This is a genomic window from Kitasatospora sp. NPDC127060 (assembly GCF_042724935.1).
Taxonomy (GTDB): Bacteria; Actinomycetota; Actinomycetes; order Streptomycetales; family Streptomycetaceae; genus Kitasatospora.
Genome location: NZ_JBHXEG010000061.1, coordinates 34,552 through 50,008 on the forward strand (window position 1 = coordinate 34,552; position 15,457 = coordinate 50,008).

At 75.6% G+C, this 15,457-nt stretch carries 13 protein-coding genes; 4 read left to right on the forward strand and 9 right to left on the reverse strand.

Annotation, left to right across the window (positions count from 1 at the left end; all coding sequences use genetic code 11):
• The gene (locus ACFWIS_RS28415; protein WP_380458269.1) at window positions 1–1,422 is read right to left on the reverse strand and encodes an MFS transporter; all 1,422 of its coding nucleotides are present in this window, start codon (window positions 1,420–1,422) and stop codon (window positions 1–3) included.
• Between the two features lie 464 nt (window positions 1,423–1,886).
• Window positions 1,887–2,987: a PP2C family protein-serine/threonine phosphatase gene (locus tag ACFWIS_RS28420; RefSeq protein ID WP_380458267.1), complete on the reverse strand. Its 1,101-nt coding sequence runs from the start codon at window positions 2,985–2,987 to the stop codon at window positions 1,887–1,889.
• 339 nt (window positions 2,988–3,326) lie between these two features.
• Here ACFWIS_RS28420 and ACFWIS_RS28425 point away from each other — a divergent pair, with 339 nt between their 5' ends.
• Window positions 3,327–3,449, forward strand: coding sequence for a hypothetical protein (locus ACFWIS_RS28425; RefSeq protein WP_380458265.1), 123 nt, complete (start codon window positions 3,327–3,329; stop codon window positions 3,447–3,449).
• Window positions 3,450–3,715: 266 nt separating this feature from the next.
• Here the strand turns inward: ACFWIS_RS28425 and ACFWIS_RS28430 are convergent, their stop codons facing one another.
• Entirely contained in the window at window positions 3,716–4,861 is a 1,146-nt protein-coding gene (locus ACFWIS_RS28430; RefSeq protein WP_380458263.1) for an erythromycin esterase family protein, read from the reverse strand.
• 93 nt (window positions 4,862–4,954) lie between these two features.
• Between ACFWIS_RS28430 and ACFWIS_RS28435 the strand changes: the two genes are divergently transcribed.
• Complete coding sequence (locus ACFWIS_RS28435; RefSeq protein WP_380458261.1) at window positions 4,955–5,728, forward strand: TioE family transcriptional regulator; 774 nt, start codon at window positions 4,955–4,957, stop codon at window positions 5,726–5,728.
• 310 nt (window positions 5,729–6,038) lie between these two features.
• Here the strand turns inward: ACFWIS_RS28435 and ACFWIS_RS28440 are convergent, their stop codons facing one another.
• The 6 genes from ACFWIS_RS28440 to ACFWIS_RS28465 form a co-directional block, all read right to left on the reverse strand.
• A complete protein-coding gene (locus tag ACFWIS_RS28440; protein ID WP_380458259.1) occupies window positions 6,039–9,185 on the reverse strand; it encodes a bpX6 domain-containing protein in 3,147 nt (1,048 codons plus the stop codon).
• On the reverse strand, window positions 9,185–10,870 hold the full coding sequence (locus tag ACFWIS_RS28445; protein ID WP_380458257.1) for a hypothetical protein: 1,686 nt from the start codon (window positions 10,868–10,870) through the stop codon (window positions 9,185–9,187). The genes ACFWIS_RS28440 and ACFWIS_RS28445 overlap by 1 nt, the downstream gene beginning before the upstream one ends.
• Window positions 10,871–10,979: 109 nt before the next feature.
• The gene (locus ACFWIS_RS28450) at window positions 10,980–11,387 is read right to left on the reverse strand and encodes a hypothetical protein (RefSeq protein ID WP_380458255.1); all 408 of its coding nucleotides are present in this window, start codon (window positions 11,385–11,387) and stop codon (window positions 10,980–10,982) included.
• A complete protein-coding gene (locus tag ACFWIS_RS28455; RefSeq protein ID WP_380458253.1) occupies window positions 11,384–12,595 on the reverse strand; it encodes an AAA family ATPase in 1,212 nt (403 codons plus the stop codon). The genes ACFWIS_RS28450 and ACFWIS_RS28455 overlap by 4 nt, the downstream gene beginning before the upstream one ends.
• A gap of 81 nt (window positions 12,596–12,676) precedes the next feature.
• On the reverse strand, window positions 12,677–12,883 hold the full coding sequence (locus ACFWIS_RS28460; RefSeq protein ID WP_380458251.1) for a hypothetical protein: 207 nt from the start codon (window positions 12,881–12,883) through the stop codon (window positions 12,677–12,679).
• Window positions 12,884–12,935: 52 nt separating this feature from the next.
• Window positions 12,936–13,268, reverse strand: coding sequence for an NUDIX domain-containing protein (locus tag ACFWIS_RS28465; protein ID WP_380458249.1), 333 nt, complete (start codon window positions 13,266–13,268; stop codon window positions 12,936–12,938).
• A gap of 221 nt (window positions 13,269–13,489) precedes the next feature.
• Here ACFWIS_RS28465 and ACFWIS_RS28470 point away from each other — a divergent pair, with 221 nt between their 5' ends.
• Both ACFWIS_RS28470 and ACFWIS_RS28475 read left to right on the forward strand, forming a co-directional pair.
• On the forward strand, window positions 13,490–13,720 hold the full coding sequence (locus tag ACFWIS_RS28470) for a hypothetical protein (protein ID WP_380458247.1): 231 nt from the start codon (window positions 13,490–13,492) through the stop codon (window positions 13,718–13,720).
• A 152-nt stretch (window positions 13,721–13,872) separates the two neighbouring features.
• Window positions 13,873–15,348, forward strand: a complete 1,476-nt coding sequence (locus ACFWIS_RS28475; RefSeq protein WP_380458245.1) for a glycoside hydrolase family 43 protein — start codon at window positions 13,873–13,875, stop codon at window positions 15,346–15,348.
• Window positions 15,349–15,457 lie beyond the last annotated feature (109 nt).

Genomic DNA, 15,457 nt, shown 5'->3' on the forward strand with positions numbered 1-15,457 from the left:
TCAGTGGGCGGTGGGGCTCGCGGCGGGGTGCCGGGCGGCCTCCTCGTCCTGGGCGTCACGGGCGTCCTGGGCGTCACGCGAGTCCTGGGCGTCCTCGGCGCCGACGGCGTGCGAGGCCTCGGCGGCGCCGGCGGCGTCCTGGGTGTCATCGCCGGCCACGGCCCGGGGTTCGGCCGGGGCCGTGGGCAGGTCGCGCATCCGGCGCAGCGGCGAGAGCAACAGCGGCACCGGCACCAGCAGGAAGCCCGCCGCGCACAGCCACAGCGCGGCGCGCGGGCCGGCCCAGTCGGCGACGAGCCCGCCGCCGAGGGCGCCGATCGGCATCGTGCCCCACACCAGGAAGCGCATGGTGGCGTTCATCCGCCCGAGCAGTTCGGGCGGGCAGACGCTCTGCCGGAAGCTCACCTGGGCGACGTTGTAGGCCACCGCACCGAACAGCACCACGCCGGAGGCGAGGCCGAACAGCAGGGCGCCCGAGCCGCCGGCGGCGAGCGGCCACAGCAGCGCGAACGGTGCGCTCACCACGGTGGCCAGCCAGATCAACCGGGCCTGTCCGACCCAGCGGGACAGCTGCCCGGCGCACAGCGCACCGGCCAGCCCGCCGACGGCGGAGGCCGACAGCAGCGCGCCGATGGCCCCGGGCGACAGGTCGAGCACCCGCACCCAGAAAACCGTCTGGACGGCCATCAGCACGGCGGCGAACAGGTTGGACGTCGCGGTGGCGGCGGCGATCGCCCGCAGCAGCGGGTGTCCGAGTACGAAGCGCACGCCTTCGGCCACCTCGGCGCGCAGCGAGCGCCCGGGCTCCGGCTCGGGCCGGGGCTCCTCGACCTTGATCCGGGTGAGCAGCAGGGCGGAGGCGAGGTAGCCGCAGGCGTCGGCCACGATGGCGAGCGGCGCGCCGAGAAGTTGGACCAGCCCGCCGCCCAGGCCCGGCCCGGCGATCTGCGCCGAGGACCGCACGGTCTCCAGCGCGCCGTTGCCGGCCACCAGTTGCCCGCGCGGCAGGACGGCGGGCAGGAAGGACTGGTGGGCCACGTCGAAGAACACCGTGGCCACCCCGGTGATCAGCGCGACCAGGTAGAGCTGCGGCATGGTCAGCACGCCGAACGCCGCCGCCGGCGGGATCGAGCCCACCGCGAGGCAGCGCACCACGTCCGCGCGGATCAGCACCGGGAGCTTGCGCATCCGGTCCAGCCAGGCACCGGCCGGCAGGCCGACCAGCAAGAAGGCGGCGGTCTCGGCCGCGGTCAGCAGGCCGACCTCGAACGGGGTGGCGTCGAGCACCACCACCGCCACCAGCGGCAGGGCTACCAGCGTGACCTGACTGCCCGTCTGGGCCGCCGCGGCTCCGGTCAGCAGGAGCCGGAAGTCGCGGTGGCCGAACAGACGGGCCTGGCGGGGGTGAGGCTTCTCGTTCATCAATGCGACTCTCGGTCACACATTCGACACGGGGCAAGCACCTGGTCCGTTTCCGGACGAACCTGGGGTCGGCCGGATCCCGCCACGGCCGGAACGGCCCCTTGCACCTCCCCTACGGGCCCTTATGCCCCGGCCCCGATCCGGCCCGCGCCCGCCCTGGCCCGTCCGCCAAGGCACCACGGCCCACCGGGACGTCCGGCCGGGACCACGACCAGGGAGTCCATTTCGCCGTCCGATATCCGGACGCCCGTTTTCCGGCCACCGGAGCCGACCGCTCAACTTGGCCGGAATCCATGAGGTAGCTGCCTTCCGTAACCCCATCGTGATATCGGCGTGACCGTTCGGAGCCATCAACGGGCCCTGCGGGCTGCTTCTCGGTGGCCGGTCGGCCACTCACCGCGACCGGCCCGGCGGGGTTCCTCGCGCCCCTCCCCGCTCCCGCGCGCCCGGGTCGGCGGTCGCCCTCACGCCCCGCCGTCGTCCCCGCGCCGGGCCACCGCGAGCACCGCCATGTCGTCGTCCCGCGGGCCGCCCGTCCACCGGGCCACGTCCGCCACCAACGCCTCCACCGCCGCCCGCGCCCCGGCGAACGGCCCGAGCGGGGCCAGCCCGCGCACCGGGTCGTAGAACTCCCCCGCGGCGTCCCGCGCCTCCGTCACCCCGTCGGTCACCAGCAGCAGCGTGCACCCCGGCGGGAACGGCCTGGTCTCCACCGCCGGGCGCGGCATCCCCAGCCCGCCCATCCCCAGCGGCAGCCCCGGATCCGCCGCGTCCCACCGGCACACCGTCGGCCCGCCGGCCCCCAGCAGGTACGGCCCGGGGTGACCGCAGTCCAGGGTCCGGGCCACCGCCTCCCCCGGCGGCAACTCCACCAGCAGCGCCGTGATGAACCCCTCCAGCCGCAGCTCCTCGCTCAGCTGCGCGCTCTCCCGGGCCAGCGTGCGCTCCAACGCGTCCGCCAGCGCCCCGAGGTCCGGCTCCCGGTGCGCGTCCTCCCGGAACGCCCCCAGCAGCACCGACACCGCCCCCACCGCGTGCAGCCCCTTGCCCCGCACGTCCGCGATCAGCACCCGCACCCCGTACCGCGTGGCCTGCAGCGCGTACGCGTCACCGCCGATCAGCGCCTCGTCCTGGGCCGCCCGGTAGCAGGCGGCCACCTCCAGCCCGGCCACCAGCCCCGGCGGCTCCGGCAGCACCGCCCGCTGCGCCGCCTCCGCCACCGACCGCACCCGCGCCAGCCGCCGCCCCTGCTGGGCCACCACCCGGTTCACCCCGATCCCGAGCAGGGCCGCGAGGGCCGTGTTCACCAGCTCCAGGTAGCCGTCCTGGGTCCCGATCGACCCGTCCCGCACCAAGAGCACCAGGATCCCGGTCACGTTCGCCAGGGCCACCACCACGGTGTCCCGCAACGTCAGGAGCGCACCCGCCAGCACAGCGGCCGCCGCCAGCATCGGATCGCCCCAGTAGTCGGTCGGATCCAGCGAGTTCCACACCAGCCCGCCGACGATCAGCATCCACGGCGCGACCCGCACGTACGGCGGCCACTGCACGGACCTCGGGGCCATCGGCTACCTGGCTTCCGTCTCGCCCCCGCGCTCTCCCCCCGCCCTCCCCCTCTGCACCGATCGTAGGCACGGGCGGCAGCGGGCCGCGCGCGATGGCGGGAACGGCGGCCCCACCGGGCAGCCGGGGATGCACCGCCACCACCGGGGGGCCGGCTCGTCCGGCTCGGCGCGGGCGGCGGCCAGGCCCCGAACCCCCGGGCGATCGGCCGGCGATCGGCCGGCGGAGCCGAGGCACCGGCCGTCCGCGTCGTTCGATCCTTACGCACCCACCGCCGCCCGCATGGTTATCATGTCCATGCGGAATCATCCGCGACGCGGGTACCGCACAAGGGGGCACTCATGCGACCGAACGCACTCGTGAAGACGCTCGCCACCGCCACGGCCGTGGTCGGACTCGCCGTCGCAGGCCTGGCCGGCGCCGGGGCCGGGGCCGCGTTCGCGCGGTACTGCGACTCCCTCTGACCAACGGCCACTGACCTTCGACTCCCCACCCCCGGCCCCTCACCTCCGGCCTCCGGCCGCGCACCGGGATCGGACGGGCACCCCTGACGGCGCCGAGGGCGCGGGAGTCGAGGACCCGGGACCGGATCGGCCGGCGTCAACGGCCGGTCCGGTCCCGCGCCGTTCCGGCCGCCGTTCGTCGCTCCCCGGTCGCCCTTCCCCCGCCGGCACCGCCGCCCTGGTCGCCCACCTGAGGGCCGCCCACCCGGGGCCGTGACGGACAGGCCCTACGCCACAGCCGTTCCGTCGGCGATGTGCAGTACTGCGGCCGCGCCGTCGAGGGTCTCCGGGTCGAGCGGGAAGTAGCCCTGGCGCGGGGTGCTGTCGGTACGGGTCTCGGCTGTGCCCGAGACCGGCGGGGTCGTCAACCGCCAATCGCTGGACCGGGATTGCAGTCGCGCCTCGTACGTCCCCGGGGCCGGCTCGCCCAGCCCGATCGCCGTGCTGCGCCCGAGGCTCCCGGCGATGAACACGTAGCGCTCCGCCAACAGCGAGCCGGCGATGTGGCCGGCGCCGTTCCAGCCGCAGTCCAGCTCCCCCTGCGACCAGGCGCTCGGGTTCCTCTGGAGGTGCCGATTGTGGGCGAACACCAGGGTCGGGCCGCGCCGGGCCTCGATCTCGCGGATGTCGAGCAGGTTCTGCGCCATCAGGGCGTCCCGCATCCTGATCAGGCCGGAGATCCGGGCGCTCGTCCCGAGACCCTGGACCGCCGACTGCGCGTGGTAGCGCAGCAGTCCGAGTCCGGCCTGCAGCTGGGTCCGGGCCCGGAGCCACTCGGTGCGCGAGCCGGCCGCGATCAAGTCCGGTGCTCCGACGTAGAGTTGGTTGAGCAGGTCGTCGGCGGTGCGGCGCAGCCGCTCGGCCTCGGGAGTGGCCCCGGGTGAGGCGGCGGCGTCCAGGATCGCCTCCTCGCGCTCCCAGCGCTCGTCCTCCCCCGTCAACGCGGCGATGTCGAGGTCGAGTCGCAGGTAGTCACGGGCGTGTTCGAGGTAGCGGCGCGGACTGGGGGCCGTGGTGTTCTCGGTCGGGATGTCGAAGCCGTGGAAGGCCAGTCGCTCACCGGCCTCCCGGTCGCGGTTGAACTCCCGCATCCAGGTGAGGAGTCGGCGGTTTCCCGGTTGGGCACCGAAACCGTGGGTGAAGCCTTCGGCCAGTGCCGCGTCGAGGGTGCCCGCGCCGTGCCGGACGTAGTCGTCGACGGCCAGCGCGGCCACCCGGTCGGTCTCCAGGGCGATCGAGCGGAAGCCCCGTGCCACGAGTTGGGCGAACAGCCGGTTGCGGACCAGCCCGAAGGCGGGTTCCTGGTGCGTCGGCTCGCCGAGCGCCAGCAGTTCGCAGGAGGGGGTGAGGAAGTCTCGGATGTCCTGGCTCATGGACCTCAAGCGTATCCTTGATAGATCGGTTGAGACTTTTCGTGTCTCAGCCCGGCTTTTTCGACAAGAAGTCTCAAACCGAAGGTCACCGCCGTGCGCCCTGCCGACCTCGCCCGCGAGCACGGCCTCTCGACCCAGGCCGTACGCAACTACGAGCGCGACGGCTTCCTCCCACCCGCCGAGCGGACCCCCAGCGGGTACCGGATCTACACCGAGCGGCACGCCGCCGCCCTGCGGGCCTTCCTCGCCCTGGTCGCGGCGTTCGGGCACCCGACCGCGGCCCTGGTGATGTCCGCCGTGCACGCCGACCGGCCGGACGAGGCGCTGGCCGCCCTCGACCGGGGCCACGCCCAGCTGCTGCGCGACCGGGAGACCCTCGCCTCCGTCCGCCGGGCGGTCGAGGGCCTGACCGCAGCACCACCGCAACCGGCCACCACCCCGGCGACCACCACCCCCGGCCCGCTCAGCGTCGGCGAACTCGCCCGCCGACTCGGCCTCACCCCCGCCACCCTGCGCACCTGGGAGACGGCGGGCATCCTCACCCCGGCCCGCGACCGCCCCGGCGGCCACCGCTCCTACCGCCCCGAGGACGTCCGCGACGCCGAACTGGCCCACCTCCTGCGCCGCGGCGGCCACCCACTCGCCCACATCGCCACCGTCGTGCACCAGATCCGCACGGCAGGCGGCACCGCCTCCCTCGCCGCGGCCCTGGACGACTGGCAGCAACGCCTCACCACCCGCGCCCGCGCCATGCTCACCGCCGCAGCCCGCCTGGACGCCTACCTGTCCGGCGACCACGCCCCGCCGAACACCCCGCCCGATCGCGTTGACGGGGGACGGGAACGATCGACGGCGTCGCCCGCCTGACGATCAGGAAGTGGCTCGACACCGAGTCCGCGCCGCAGCCGGGCACGGAGCTCCTCAGCAGCAGCCCGCAGGTTCGAACCCCGTGCCTACGCCAACAGCCACGGCCGACTGCTGTTGCGCAGCCACCCGGACCCGGACCACCCTGCGGACGAACCGGCCGGCTTCTCAGACGGCGGTCGGGAGGGTCTCGATCCAGCAGTCCGCGACCTTGCGCGCGATCATGGCGTCCCGGATCCCGAGGATCTCGGCAACCCGGCATCGAGACCGAGTCGCTCGCGCGGCGACGAGCGACACCTGCCCGCCCCCGGCGTCAGTCCGTCGTGACCCGCAGGTCGGCCAGCAGCTCCGTGCCGTCCGTACGCACCGCCAGCACCCGCCCGGAGCGGTGCCAGCAGGTCAGCGCCCCGGCGTGGGCGCGCAGCAGCACCGGCGGCTCGGAGGCCGCGGGCAGCACGGCGGTGAAGGCGGCTCCGGAGGGGCCGCCGACGGTGGCCCGCAGGCCGTCCTCGGTGTGTTCGGTGAACGCCCAGTGGGTGCCGTCGGCGCTGAGCCGCACCGGCGGTGGCGTGACGGACGACGGGGCGGTGACGGTCTGCTCCGCCCGCCCCCGGCCGGTCCAGGCGAGCACGCTCGCCCCGGGGGCCTCGCCCGGCCGGACGCTCAGCAGGCGGCCGTCGGCAAGGGCCACCCGGTCGCTGTCGGCCGCGTCGAGCTCGGCCTGGTCGCGGGCGCGCAGCTCCCAGTCGGGCTGGTCCCAGCGCCACAGTTCGGTCAGCTCGACGGTGTGCCGCCCGGCCCGGGTGCGGACCACCGCGGCGCAGCTCGCGGCGGTCCGGGAGATCCGCCCCACCGTCCGCTGGTCGCCGCCGAGTTCGCGGTGGACGACGGTAGGCCGGGCGGCGCGGGTGTCGAGCACGGCGATGCCGTCCTCGTCGACGGTGAGCAGGTGGCGGCCGTCGTAGGAGGGGACGACCTCCCGCACCCGCAGCGCCGTCCAGCGCGCGACCCGCCGGGTGGCGAGGTCGAGCCGGAACACCTCGCGGACGGCACCGTAGCGGCTGACCAGCAGCGCGGTGCCGCCGTGGTCGGCGAGCACCAACTGCTCGGCGGGCACGTCCCAGCGGGCTCGGGCGCGGCCGTCCGGTCCGAGCAGCCGTACGCCCGCGTGGCCGCAGGCCACCAGCAGCAGGCCGGAGTCCAGCCGGGCCGCGTCCAGGACGGGCAGCGTGCCGGGGCGGTCGGCGGCGGTGACGGCGAGCGCCCCGCCGCTGCCGGGTACGGTCCGCCGGGGCTTCGGCAGGTCGGCGGCGACCAGCGGGTCGGCGCGCTTCAACAGCCGCGTGTGGACGGTGCTTTCGGAGCGCACGACGGTGTGGCCGCCCAGTCCGCCGGTGCGCACCAGGCCGCGCAGGGCGACGGTGGCGAGCTCGCGGTCGACGGCCGGGTCGGCACAGGGCAGTTCGGCGAGGGCGGCGAGGGCGGCCGCCCGCTCGGCGCGCGGCGCGGCGGTGTCCGGCGTCGTCACGTGCGGCCCGACGCGGCTCGGCTCGGCCGCGGTGAGCGCGGCGCGGACCGGCTCCACGACGTCCTCGCCGAGCGCGAGCAGGTGGACCAGTGCCCGGCCCCGGACTGCGCCGCCGAGTTCGGCGGCCTCCCGGAGCTCCGGCAGCACACCCGGGCGCAGCGTCTCGTCCGGCCAGGCGGCCTCGACGGCGCCCAGCCGGTCGCCGGCCCGGCGACGGTCGTCGACCCAGGCGGCGCGCAGCTCGCGGGCGGCCGTCGGGTCGGTCGCGGTGAGCCGCTCGACGGCGGCGGCGAAGGCGCCGCGCCGGTGGGCGATCCGCACCGCCCGGTCCCGGTTCCCGGCCCGCCAGTGCAGCCGGACCACCAGTTCCGCGGCCAGGCCGCGCCCTTCGGCGAGTTCGGCGGCCTCGGCGGTACGGCCGTGCCGGTCCAGCAGGGCGACGGCCTCGGCGGGCACGACCAGCAGGTCGGCGAGCACGTACGCGGCCTCGTCGGTCCGCCCGTCCCGCTCCAGGGCCTCGGCGGCCTCCCGGTAGAGGCCGGTCAGGTACTCGTGCACGGTCGGCCCGCTGAGCGGCGAGGCCATCGGCGTCCCGTCGCGCTCCCGCGGGCTGGGCCGCAGGGCGCCCAGGAAGCGCTCGGGCAGGCGCAGCGTCAGCAGGCTCCGCTCCGGGCCGCCGTCGGCGCCGCCGGCCAGCCGCACGGCGTCGCGCAGGGCGTCCTCCCACCGGCGCTGCCGGAAGGAACGGGCGAGCCGGTGCAGGTAGCGGGCGTGGCGTTCCCGGACGAGCAGCCCGACGGGGCTGCGCAGGGCGAGCCGGGCCAGCCACTGGGCACCGGGGAGCCAGAGGCGGCGGCGCCGGGCGCCGGGACCGGCGGCTCCGCCGGTCTTCGCTCCGCCCTCCTGCGCCTCGGCGGCGGCGAGGACGCGTTCGGCGACGGCGGGGAGCGTCGGCAGCACGCGCACGGCGACCCCGATCGCCCCGAGGAGGATCAGCAGGCTCCCGCTGCCGACATCGCCGGTCGTCAGGGCGGCGACGCCGAGCAGCACGAACAGGACGAACGGCGTGACGGGCGCCCGGCCCTGCCGTCCACGGGCGGTGCCACCGCGCGCCGCCGCGCCCAGGGCACGGGCCCTGCCGGGCCGACCGGGCCCGGCGGGCCGCGCGGGCCGAGGTGGCCCGCCTCGCCAGCGGACCGTACGGGGGCGGGAGTTGCCGCGGTACGCCAGCCCGATGAGCGCGCCGATGGCCAGCGGCAGCAGGACCAGCGGCAGGTTGGTCACCCCCGGCACGCCGCCCTTCACGACCACCGAGGCCAGCACCGACAGCACCAGCGCGAGCAGCAGCCCGGCCACGAGCCCCGAGATCCGGCGCGCCTTCGCGACGCCCGGAGGCTGCTCCGTCAGCAGCCGCCCGGCCCGGCGGCTGCGCCCGAGGACGCCGGCCGCGGCCCGCAGGTCCACGGCGGGCGGGCGCGACAGGTCGGTCACGACCGGCTCGGCTTCGACGGGGGTGCCGACCGGGCCGAGCCGGTGGAGGGTAAGCCCGGACGGGTCCAGCCAGTCCGAGGGGTCCACCGGGAGCAGTTCGGCGATGAGTCGACGCTCCGTCAGACTGCCTCTGGTGATCACCAGTTCACCGGTCTCGCCGGTCTGCCCCGGGCTCGTCGCCAGCGCCCGGCCGACGGCGTGCAGCGGCGCTCCGGGAGCCCGGTCGGTACGGGTCCGCACCGGCCGGGGCAGCTGCAACAGCCAGCGTCCGTCCGGCAGTTCGCTCAGCCGGGCACCGTCCTGCCAGTGCGCGAGGACGCGTGCGGCCGCCTCGGCGGCGCCGATCAGCGGCACGTCGAGGAGGAACCCGGCCGCGTCGACCACCGGACCCCCGGTCGCGGCGCCACCCGGCACGCGGCCGCCGATCGTTGAACTGCTCATCACTCGGTGCTCCTGATCACGGCGTGGGTGCGCCCGTCGGCCGCGCTCGCGACCACCACCCGTCCCGGGCCGGTCTCGGCGGCGAGCAGCGGCAGCCGGGGGTGGACGGCGGGGGCGGTCGCACCGCCGGACAGCGCGGTGAGCGTACGGTCCACGCGGACCCGGACGGCGTCCGCCCGGACGGCGCGGACCAGCCCCGCCGCCAGGGTGCGGGTGATCAGCACGGGCGTGAAGCCGTCCTCGACCAGCCCGATCACCTCGGCCCGCCCGTCCCCCAGCTCGATCCGGCCGCTCTTTCCCCGACTCGACCGGACCTCCCAGGTCCGCCCGTCCTCGGACCAGCCAAGGGCACCGCCGCCGTGCACCAGGTGCGGCGCCCCGGCAGCCTCGGCGGGCAGTTGGACGGGCGCCAGCCGGGGCTCCCACGCGCCCATGAACGGGTGTCCGCCCTCGGTGGAGAGCACAACTCCGTCGGTCGACACCCGCCCGCCGGGCTCGATCCGGCGCCAGCGGCCGGCCACCGGCAGCACCAGGGCGTCGCCCTCGCGCAGCAGGGGCAGCACCGGCTGGGCCATCAGCTCGGCGAACTCCGGGGAGCCGAGCTCGGGCAGGCCGACGGCCGCAGACTTCACCCGATAGCCCTCGGAGTCGCTCAACTCCCTTCCGCTCACGTAGAGTTCCAGCCAGTCGTTCCGCACGTACAGCGCCAGCAGGCGCCTGCCGATGCGCCCGGCCGCGACGGCCTGGCCGGGCAGCTTGTGGCGACGCGCCCGGGCGGCCCCGTCGACGGTACCCCCGCCCGACAGCCCCAGTGCGACCAGCACGGAGGGCCACCGGCCGCGCACCAGCAGGGTGGCCGCGCCACTGGTGAAGGCGGGCAACGCCCCGCCGACGGCCGGCAGTTGGGCGGCCAGCTGGGCGGTGGACCGGAACCCGCTGCCGCGCAGGGCCCGGACGGCGACCCCCACCGGGGGCAGCGGCAGCTCGACGGCCGGCCCGCCGTCCACCCGGACCGCAACCCGGGAGGCGCCCGCCTCGCTCCAGCCCGCCTCCTCGCTCGCCACCGTGCGCCGCCGGGCGGGCAGTCGAGCCGCCAGCCGGGGCGAGGCGAGCAGCCAGCACTGCGCGGCCGGGTCCAGCGCCCGCTCCGCGTACGCTACGTCCTCGGGTTCGGGATCGGCGTGCTGCCGGGCCTTGAGCCAGCGCGGCAGCAGCTCGCCGAGGTCCCCGCCGATCAGCCGCCCGGGCGGATCGCCCAGCACCCCGACCAGCAGTTCACTGCCCCGGGCCGCCGCCCGCCGGTGCAGCACCAGCAGCGCGGCCAGCTGGACCAGCCGCGCCGCACCCGCCTGAGCCGGCCCGGCGTCCACCAGCACGACCACCTGGCCACGGCTCCTGGTCTCGCGCAACTCCGTTTCCAGTTCGAGCAGTTCGCCCTCGCTCCAACGCCGCAGGAACTCCTCCGGGAACTCCTCGGCGAGCAGCCACTCGGAGGTCAGCAGGCGCTCCGGCCGCCGACCGCGGGCCAGACCGCCGTAGCCGTCCGGCTCGCCCTCGGCCCCGATGACGGTCTCACGGGCGTCGATCAGGGCGTCCAGGCGGCGCAGCAAGGGGCCGAGCGCCGTGGCGAGTTCGGGGGTGAGCACGGACAGCGCCCCGGCCCACGGGGCGAGCGCGTTGGTCATCCCCGGCCCACCCGGGCCGGCCGCTCGCGCCGCTCTTCCGCTCTCCGTGCCGTTCACCGTCGTCCGGATCCTCACTGCTCTCGTGCTCGTACGTTTGCCGAACCTCCGGTCACCGCTCCGCCGGTTCCAGGAAGCGGTCCAGGTCGGCGGGCCCACAGCCCGGCACCGGACGGTCGCCGACCAGCGCGTGGCCGGGCACGAGAACGCACAGCTGCCCCTCCTCCGCCCCCAGGGCCGCCCGCCACAGCGCTGCCCCGGGCCGCGGGCGGGCCGTCGTCGGCACCAGCACGCCGTCCTCGCCGCCCAGGTAGCGGGAGCCGTCGGCCCAGGGCAGGTCCGGCGCCTCGCCGAGGACCAGCAACGCCGTCCCGTCGGCCGCCACTGCGAGCCGGTGCCCGGCCGCCAGCCGGTCGCGCGTCGCGGCCGCCAGAGCGGGGACGGCGCTCCCGAGGGCCAGCACGGCCGCCGGCTCCAGCGGGGGTTCACGACGCTCCCAGCGGAGCGCGACGCCGGTCACGACGGGGCGCCCGCCGCGACCGCCGACACCGCCGCGACCAGGCCGGCCCGGACCTCGGCCAGCGGCGCGGGCAGGTCGGCCGGGTCGAAGCCGGCGTCGATCTCGCGCAGGACGGCTTCCAGCCGCAGCCGGGAGTCCTGACCCTCCGGCAGTCGGCCGTGCTCGGCGAGCAGTGCGGCGCCCGTACGCTGCAGGCGTTCGGCGCGGGCGGCGGTGCTGCGGGAGAGCTCCTCGGCGGTGTGGGCCAGGCTGCGGTTGGCGGCCCGGTCGATCAGGTCGGCGAGGGTCTCACGGGCGAGCACCTGGGTGTCGGCGGTGGGGGCGACCAGCGGCAGGACCCAGAGGTCGCGGACGGAGGCGGCGGTACGGCCGTCCAGGACGGCGGCCGCGGCGACCAGGTTCTGCGAGCGCACGGCCCGCCGGTCGCTGACCGGGACGCCCGCCGAGCGCAGGCGGCGCAGCGCGGTGGCCAGCAGTGGGGTGACGGCGTCGAGGTCGCAGCCACGGGCGGCGGCGGTGAGCCGGTCGAGCGCGCCGAGCAGGTCGCCCCCGTGAGCGGGCGCGGCCGGGCGGCGGCCGGATTCCAGGAGCTCCTCCAGCCGGGCGTCGACGACGGGTTCGACGAAGACCCGGGCGAGGAACCGGTCGGCGAACGCGGCCAGCGCCGGGTCCTCGGGCAGGTGGTTGGCAGCGCCGACGCAGATCCGCAGCGGGCTGGCGAGCGCGGTGCCGCCGCGCCGGAAGACCCGTTCGTTGAGCAGCCCGAGCAGGGTGTTCAGGACGGCGGTCGAGCCGAGGAAGACCTCGTCCAGGAAGGCGATCTCGGCCTCGGGCAGCATCCCGGCGGTCTCGAACTCGACCCGCCCTTCCCGGAGCCTGCGCAGGTCGACCGGCCCGAACAGCTCGTTGGGCTCGGTGAAACGGCCCAGCAGGTACTCGAAGTACCGCCCGCCGAGCTGCGCCGCCACCCGCCGCACCGCCTCGGACTTCGCCGTCCCGGGCGCCCCGACCACCAGCAGGTGCTCCCCGGCGACGGCGGACAGCGCCACCACCTCGGCCACCGTCTCCCGCCCGACCATGCCGCGCCCGGCGGCGGCCACCGCGGCGGCGACGCGCTCGGCATCGGCGAACAGCGAGGCCGCGGACGGTGTGGACGGTACGGCGGTGGAGCCCGGTATCGGAGCGGCGGCGGCAGTGGTCTCGGTCACGAGCACCGGAGTCTACGGGGGCCCGGCCCCGCCTCACCAGCGGGATTCCGCCCCCCGCTCACGGGCTGCGCCGCGCCTCCGTCACGGCTGCGCCGTCTCCGGGATGCGGTGCAGCCGGAACGCGTCCGCGAGTCCGGCCTCCGCCGGCGCGCGGGCCGGGCCGCGGGCCGTGGTGCGTCCCTGGGCGAGGACGAAGTCGGTGGTGCCCAGGTCCGGCAGGCTCGGCAGTCCCGGCTGGTCGGGCACCGGCCGCAGGCCGGCCGGGACCAGGCCCGGGGCGTGCGGCACCACCCCGAGGCCGGCCGGCAGGGAGGCCGAGGTCGACCCGGCCTCCCCGGGTTCATACCGGCCAGTTGTGGTGCAGCAGACCGCCCGGGTCGCTCAGGGCTCCGCGGATTCTGGCGGCCGGGTAGGGGATCAGGCCCTCGGGGAGGTCGTCCGCGGCGAAGAAGCGCAGGTCGAGGCGCATCTCGGGTTCGCGATTGACGGCCTCGCCCGCCCACTCCGCGGCGACGAAGAACAGGCCGAGGCGCAGCGTGGTGGGGTCCTGGCGGTGCAGGACGGTGTAGGCGAGGCGGAGGTGTTCGGGGTCGACCAGGAGGCCGGTCTCCTCCTCCTGTTCGCGGGCGGCGCCGCCCTCGGCCGGCCTCTCGCCGGGGCCCGAGCTTGCCACTGGGGGCGTGCCACTGGCCGTAGCCCGTACGGGCCTCCGCACTGGGAGAGCAGGATCTTGCCGTCGGGGGTGCGGACGACCACGTGGACGTCGACCACCCGCGGCGGGGTTGATGTGCTGGTACTCATGTTCTCTCTGACTCCCGCGTGGGCTCATGGTGTTGGTCGTCCGGACTGGGGGGCCGCCGCCAGGACGGCCCGTGCGGTCCGGACGGACGTCAGGTGCGTGGTGTCGATGATGGGGAGCCGGTCGGCTACTCCTGCGGCGCCCCGCTGGAGGAAGGACGTGAATGGTGGCGCCGACACATGGCGCCGCCCGACGACGCCTCGACCTTTGCCGTCTCCGAGGTCGTGGTCCGCCCCGACCGGCGGAAGCTGGGCATCGCCGAGCAGACCCACGAGGAGCTGCTGTCCGGACGAAGCGAAGCCTCGCCGCTGATCAAGATTGGGTAACGGCGGATCCCGGGTCTTGTCCGCCCAAAATGTGAACGTTAACAATCGCTCAGGAGCGTAACGCGGCGTCACCTCCGAGGGAGCGAGCTGCCCCCGCGGCCAGCGTTCCCCCCTTCGGCCCGTCGGCGCCGGCAGAACGACAGGAGACGTCCATGTCCGCGCTTCGCGCACGGTTTTCGGCGGGGGTGCTCGCCTTCTGCCTCCTCTTCACCGCCCTCGCCCTGGCCGCACCGCAGCGGGCCGCTGCCGCACCCCCGCCCACACCCGCACCCGCACCCGCCGCCGCTGCCGCCACGCCCGGGTACCTGATGGTGCACTTCATCGGGGAGGGGGCGACCGGTCAGCAGACGTACCTCTCGCACAGCACGGACGGCGTGCACTGGAACGACCTCGACGGCGGCGCGATGGTCCTGCGGTCCACGGTCGGCACCGGGGGCGTGCGTGACCAGGCGCTGGTGCGCTCCCCCGACGGGAGCCGGTACTGGATCCTCGCGACCGACCTGTGCATCGGCTGCGGGCAGAACTGGGACCAGGCCCAGAACAACGCCAGCCGCAACATCGTGGTGTGGGAGTCGACCGACCTCGTCACCTGGTCGAAGCCCTGGCTGCTCGACGTCGCCGGTGCGATCCCCGACGGCCGCAACGCCTGGGCGCCCGAGGCGATCTGGGACCCGGAGACCAACGGCTACGTCCTGTACTGGGCGACCAACGCGACCCTGAACGGCGTGCTGAAGCACCGCATCTACGCCGCCCGCACCACGGACTTCCACACCATCACCACCCCGCAGCTGTACATCGACCGCCCCGGCACCCAGGGCGTCATCGACACCCAGATCATCGAAGTGCCCTCGGGCGTCGGCGACTTCCGCTACGTGCGGGCCTCCGGCGACGGACAGATCACCCTTGAGGGCAGCGACTCGATCCTCGGGACGTGGACCGACCTCGGCAACCTCTCCGGCATCGGCCTCACCGGCTCCCAGGTCGAGGGCCCGATGTGGATGAAGTTCAACGGCACCGACAAGTGGGCGCTCTACCTCGACCAGTACGCCACCAACCGCGGCTACATGCCGGTCGTGACCACCGACCCGTCCAAGCCGGCGGCCTACCACCGGCAGGCGTCGACCGACTACGACATGGGCGGCACGAAGAAGCGCCACGGCTGGATCCTCAACCTGACGGCCGCCGAGGAGAGCCGCGTGCTCGCCCGCTGGCCCGGCACCCCCGCCCAGCGGATCCAGTCCTTCAACTTCCAGGACCGGTACGTGCGGCACGCCAACTTCGACGCGCGCATCGACCCGAACGTCGACCCGCTCGACGACTCCCGATTCCGCCTGCGCCCGGGCCTCGCGGGCACCGGAACCGTCTCCTTCGAGTCGGTGAACTTCCCCGGGTACTTCCTGCGGCACGTCAACTACGAGTTCCAGCTGGTCCACAACGACGGCACCACGCAGTTCGCCGAGGACGCTACCTTCCGCCAGGCCGCCGGGCTCGCCGACCCGACCTGGTCCTCGTTCCGGTCGTACAACCACCCCGACCACTACATCCGGCACTACGCGTTCGAGTTGAGGCTCGACCCGATCACCACCGCGACCGCCCAGAGCGACGCCACCTTCCGCGTGACCAGCTGACCCGACCTGCGTGCCGGCGCGCCTCCGAGGCGCGCCGGCCCCGCCCTGTTCAGCCCCCACCAGGAAGCACCCCCGAAGAAACGATCAAGGCAAGCACAGCAGGCGGCAA

What these genes read in the sequence shown, in the direction of transcription:
- ACFWIS_RS28415 (WP_380458269.1), bottom strand. Translation starts at nt 1,422, where the DNA reads ATGAACGAGAAGCCTCACCCCCGCCAGGCCCGTCTGTTCGGCCACCGC.
- ACFWIS_RS28475 (WP_380458245.1), top strand. Translation starts at nt 13,873, where the DNA reads ATGTCCGCGCTTCGCGCACGGTTTTCGGCGGGGGTGCTCGCCTTCTGC.
- ACFWIS_RS28445 (WP_380458257.1), bottom strand. Translation starts at nt 10,870, where the DNA reads ATGACCAACGCGCTCGCCCCGTGGGCCGGGGCGCTGTCCGTGCTCACC.
- ACFWIS_RS28440 (WP_380458259.1), bottom strand. Translation starts at nt 9,185, where the DNA reads ATGAGCAGTTCAACGATCGGCGGCCGCGTGCCGGGTGGCGCCGCGACC.
- ACFWIS_RS28420 (WP_380458267.1), bottom strand. Translation starts at nt 2,987, where the DNA reads ATGGCCCCGAGGTCCGTGCAGTGGCCGCCGTACGTGCGGGTCGCGCCG.
- ACFWIS_RS28425 (WP_380458265.1), top strand. Translation starts at nt 3,327, where the DNA reads ATGCGACCGAACGCACTCGTGAAGACGCTCGCCACCGCCACGGCCGTG.
- ACFWIS_RS28430 (WP_380458263.1), bottom strand. Translation starts at nt 4,861, where the DNA reads ATGAGCCAGGACATCCGAGACTTCCTCACCCCCTCCTGCGAACTGCTG.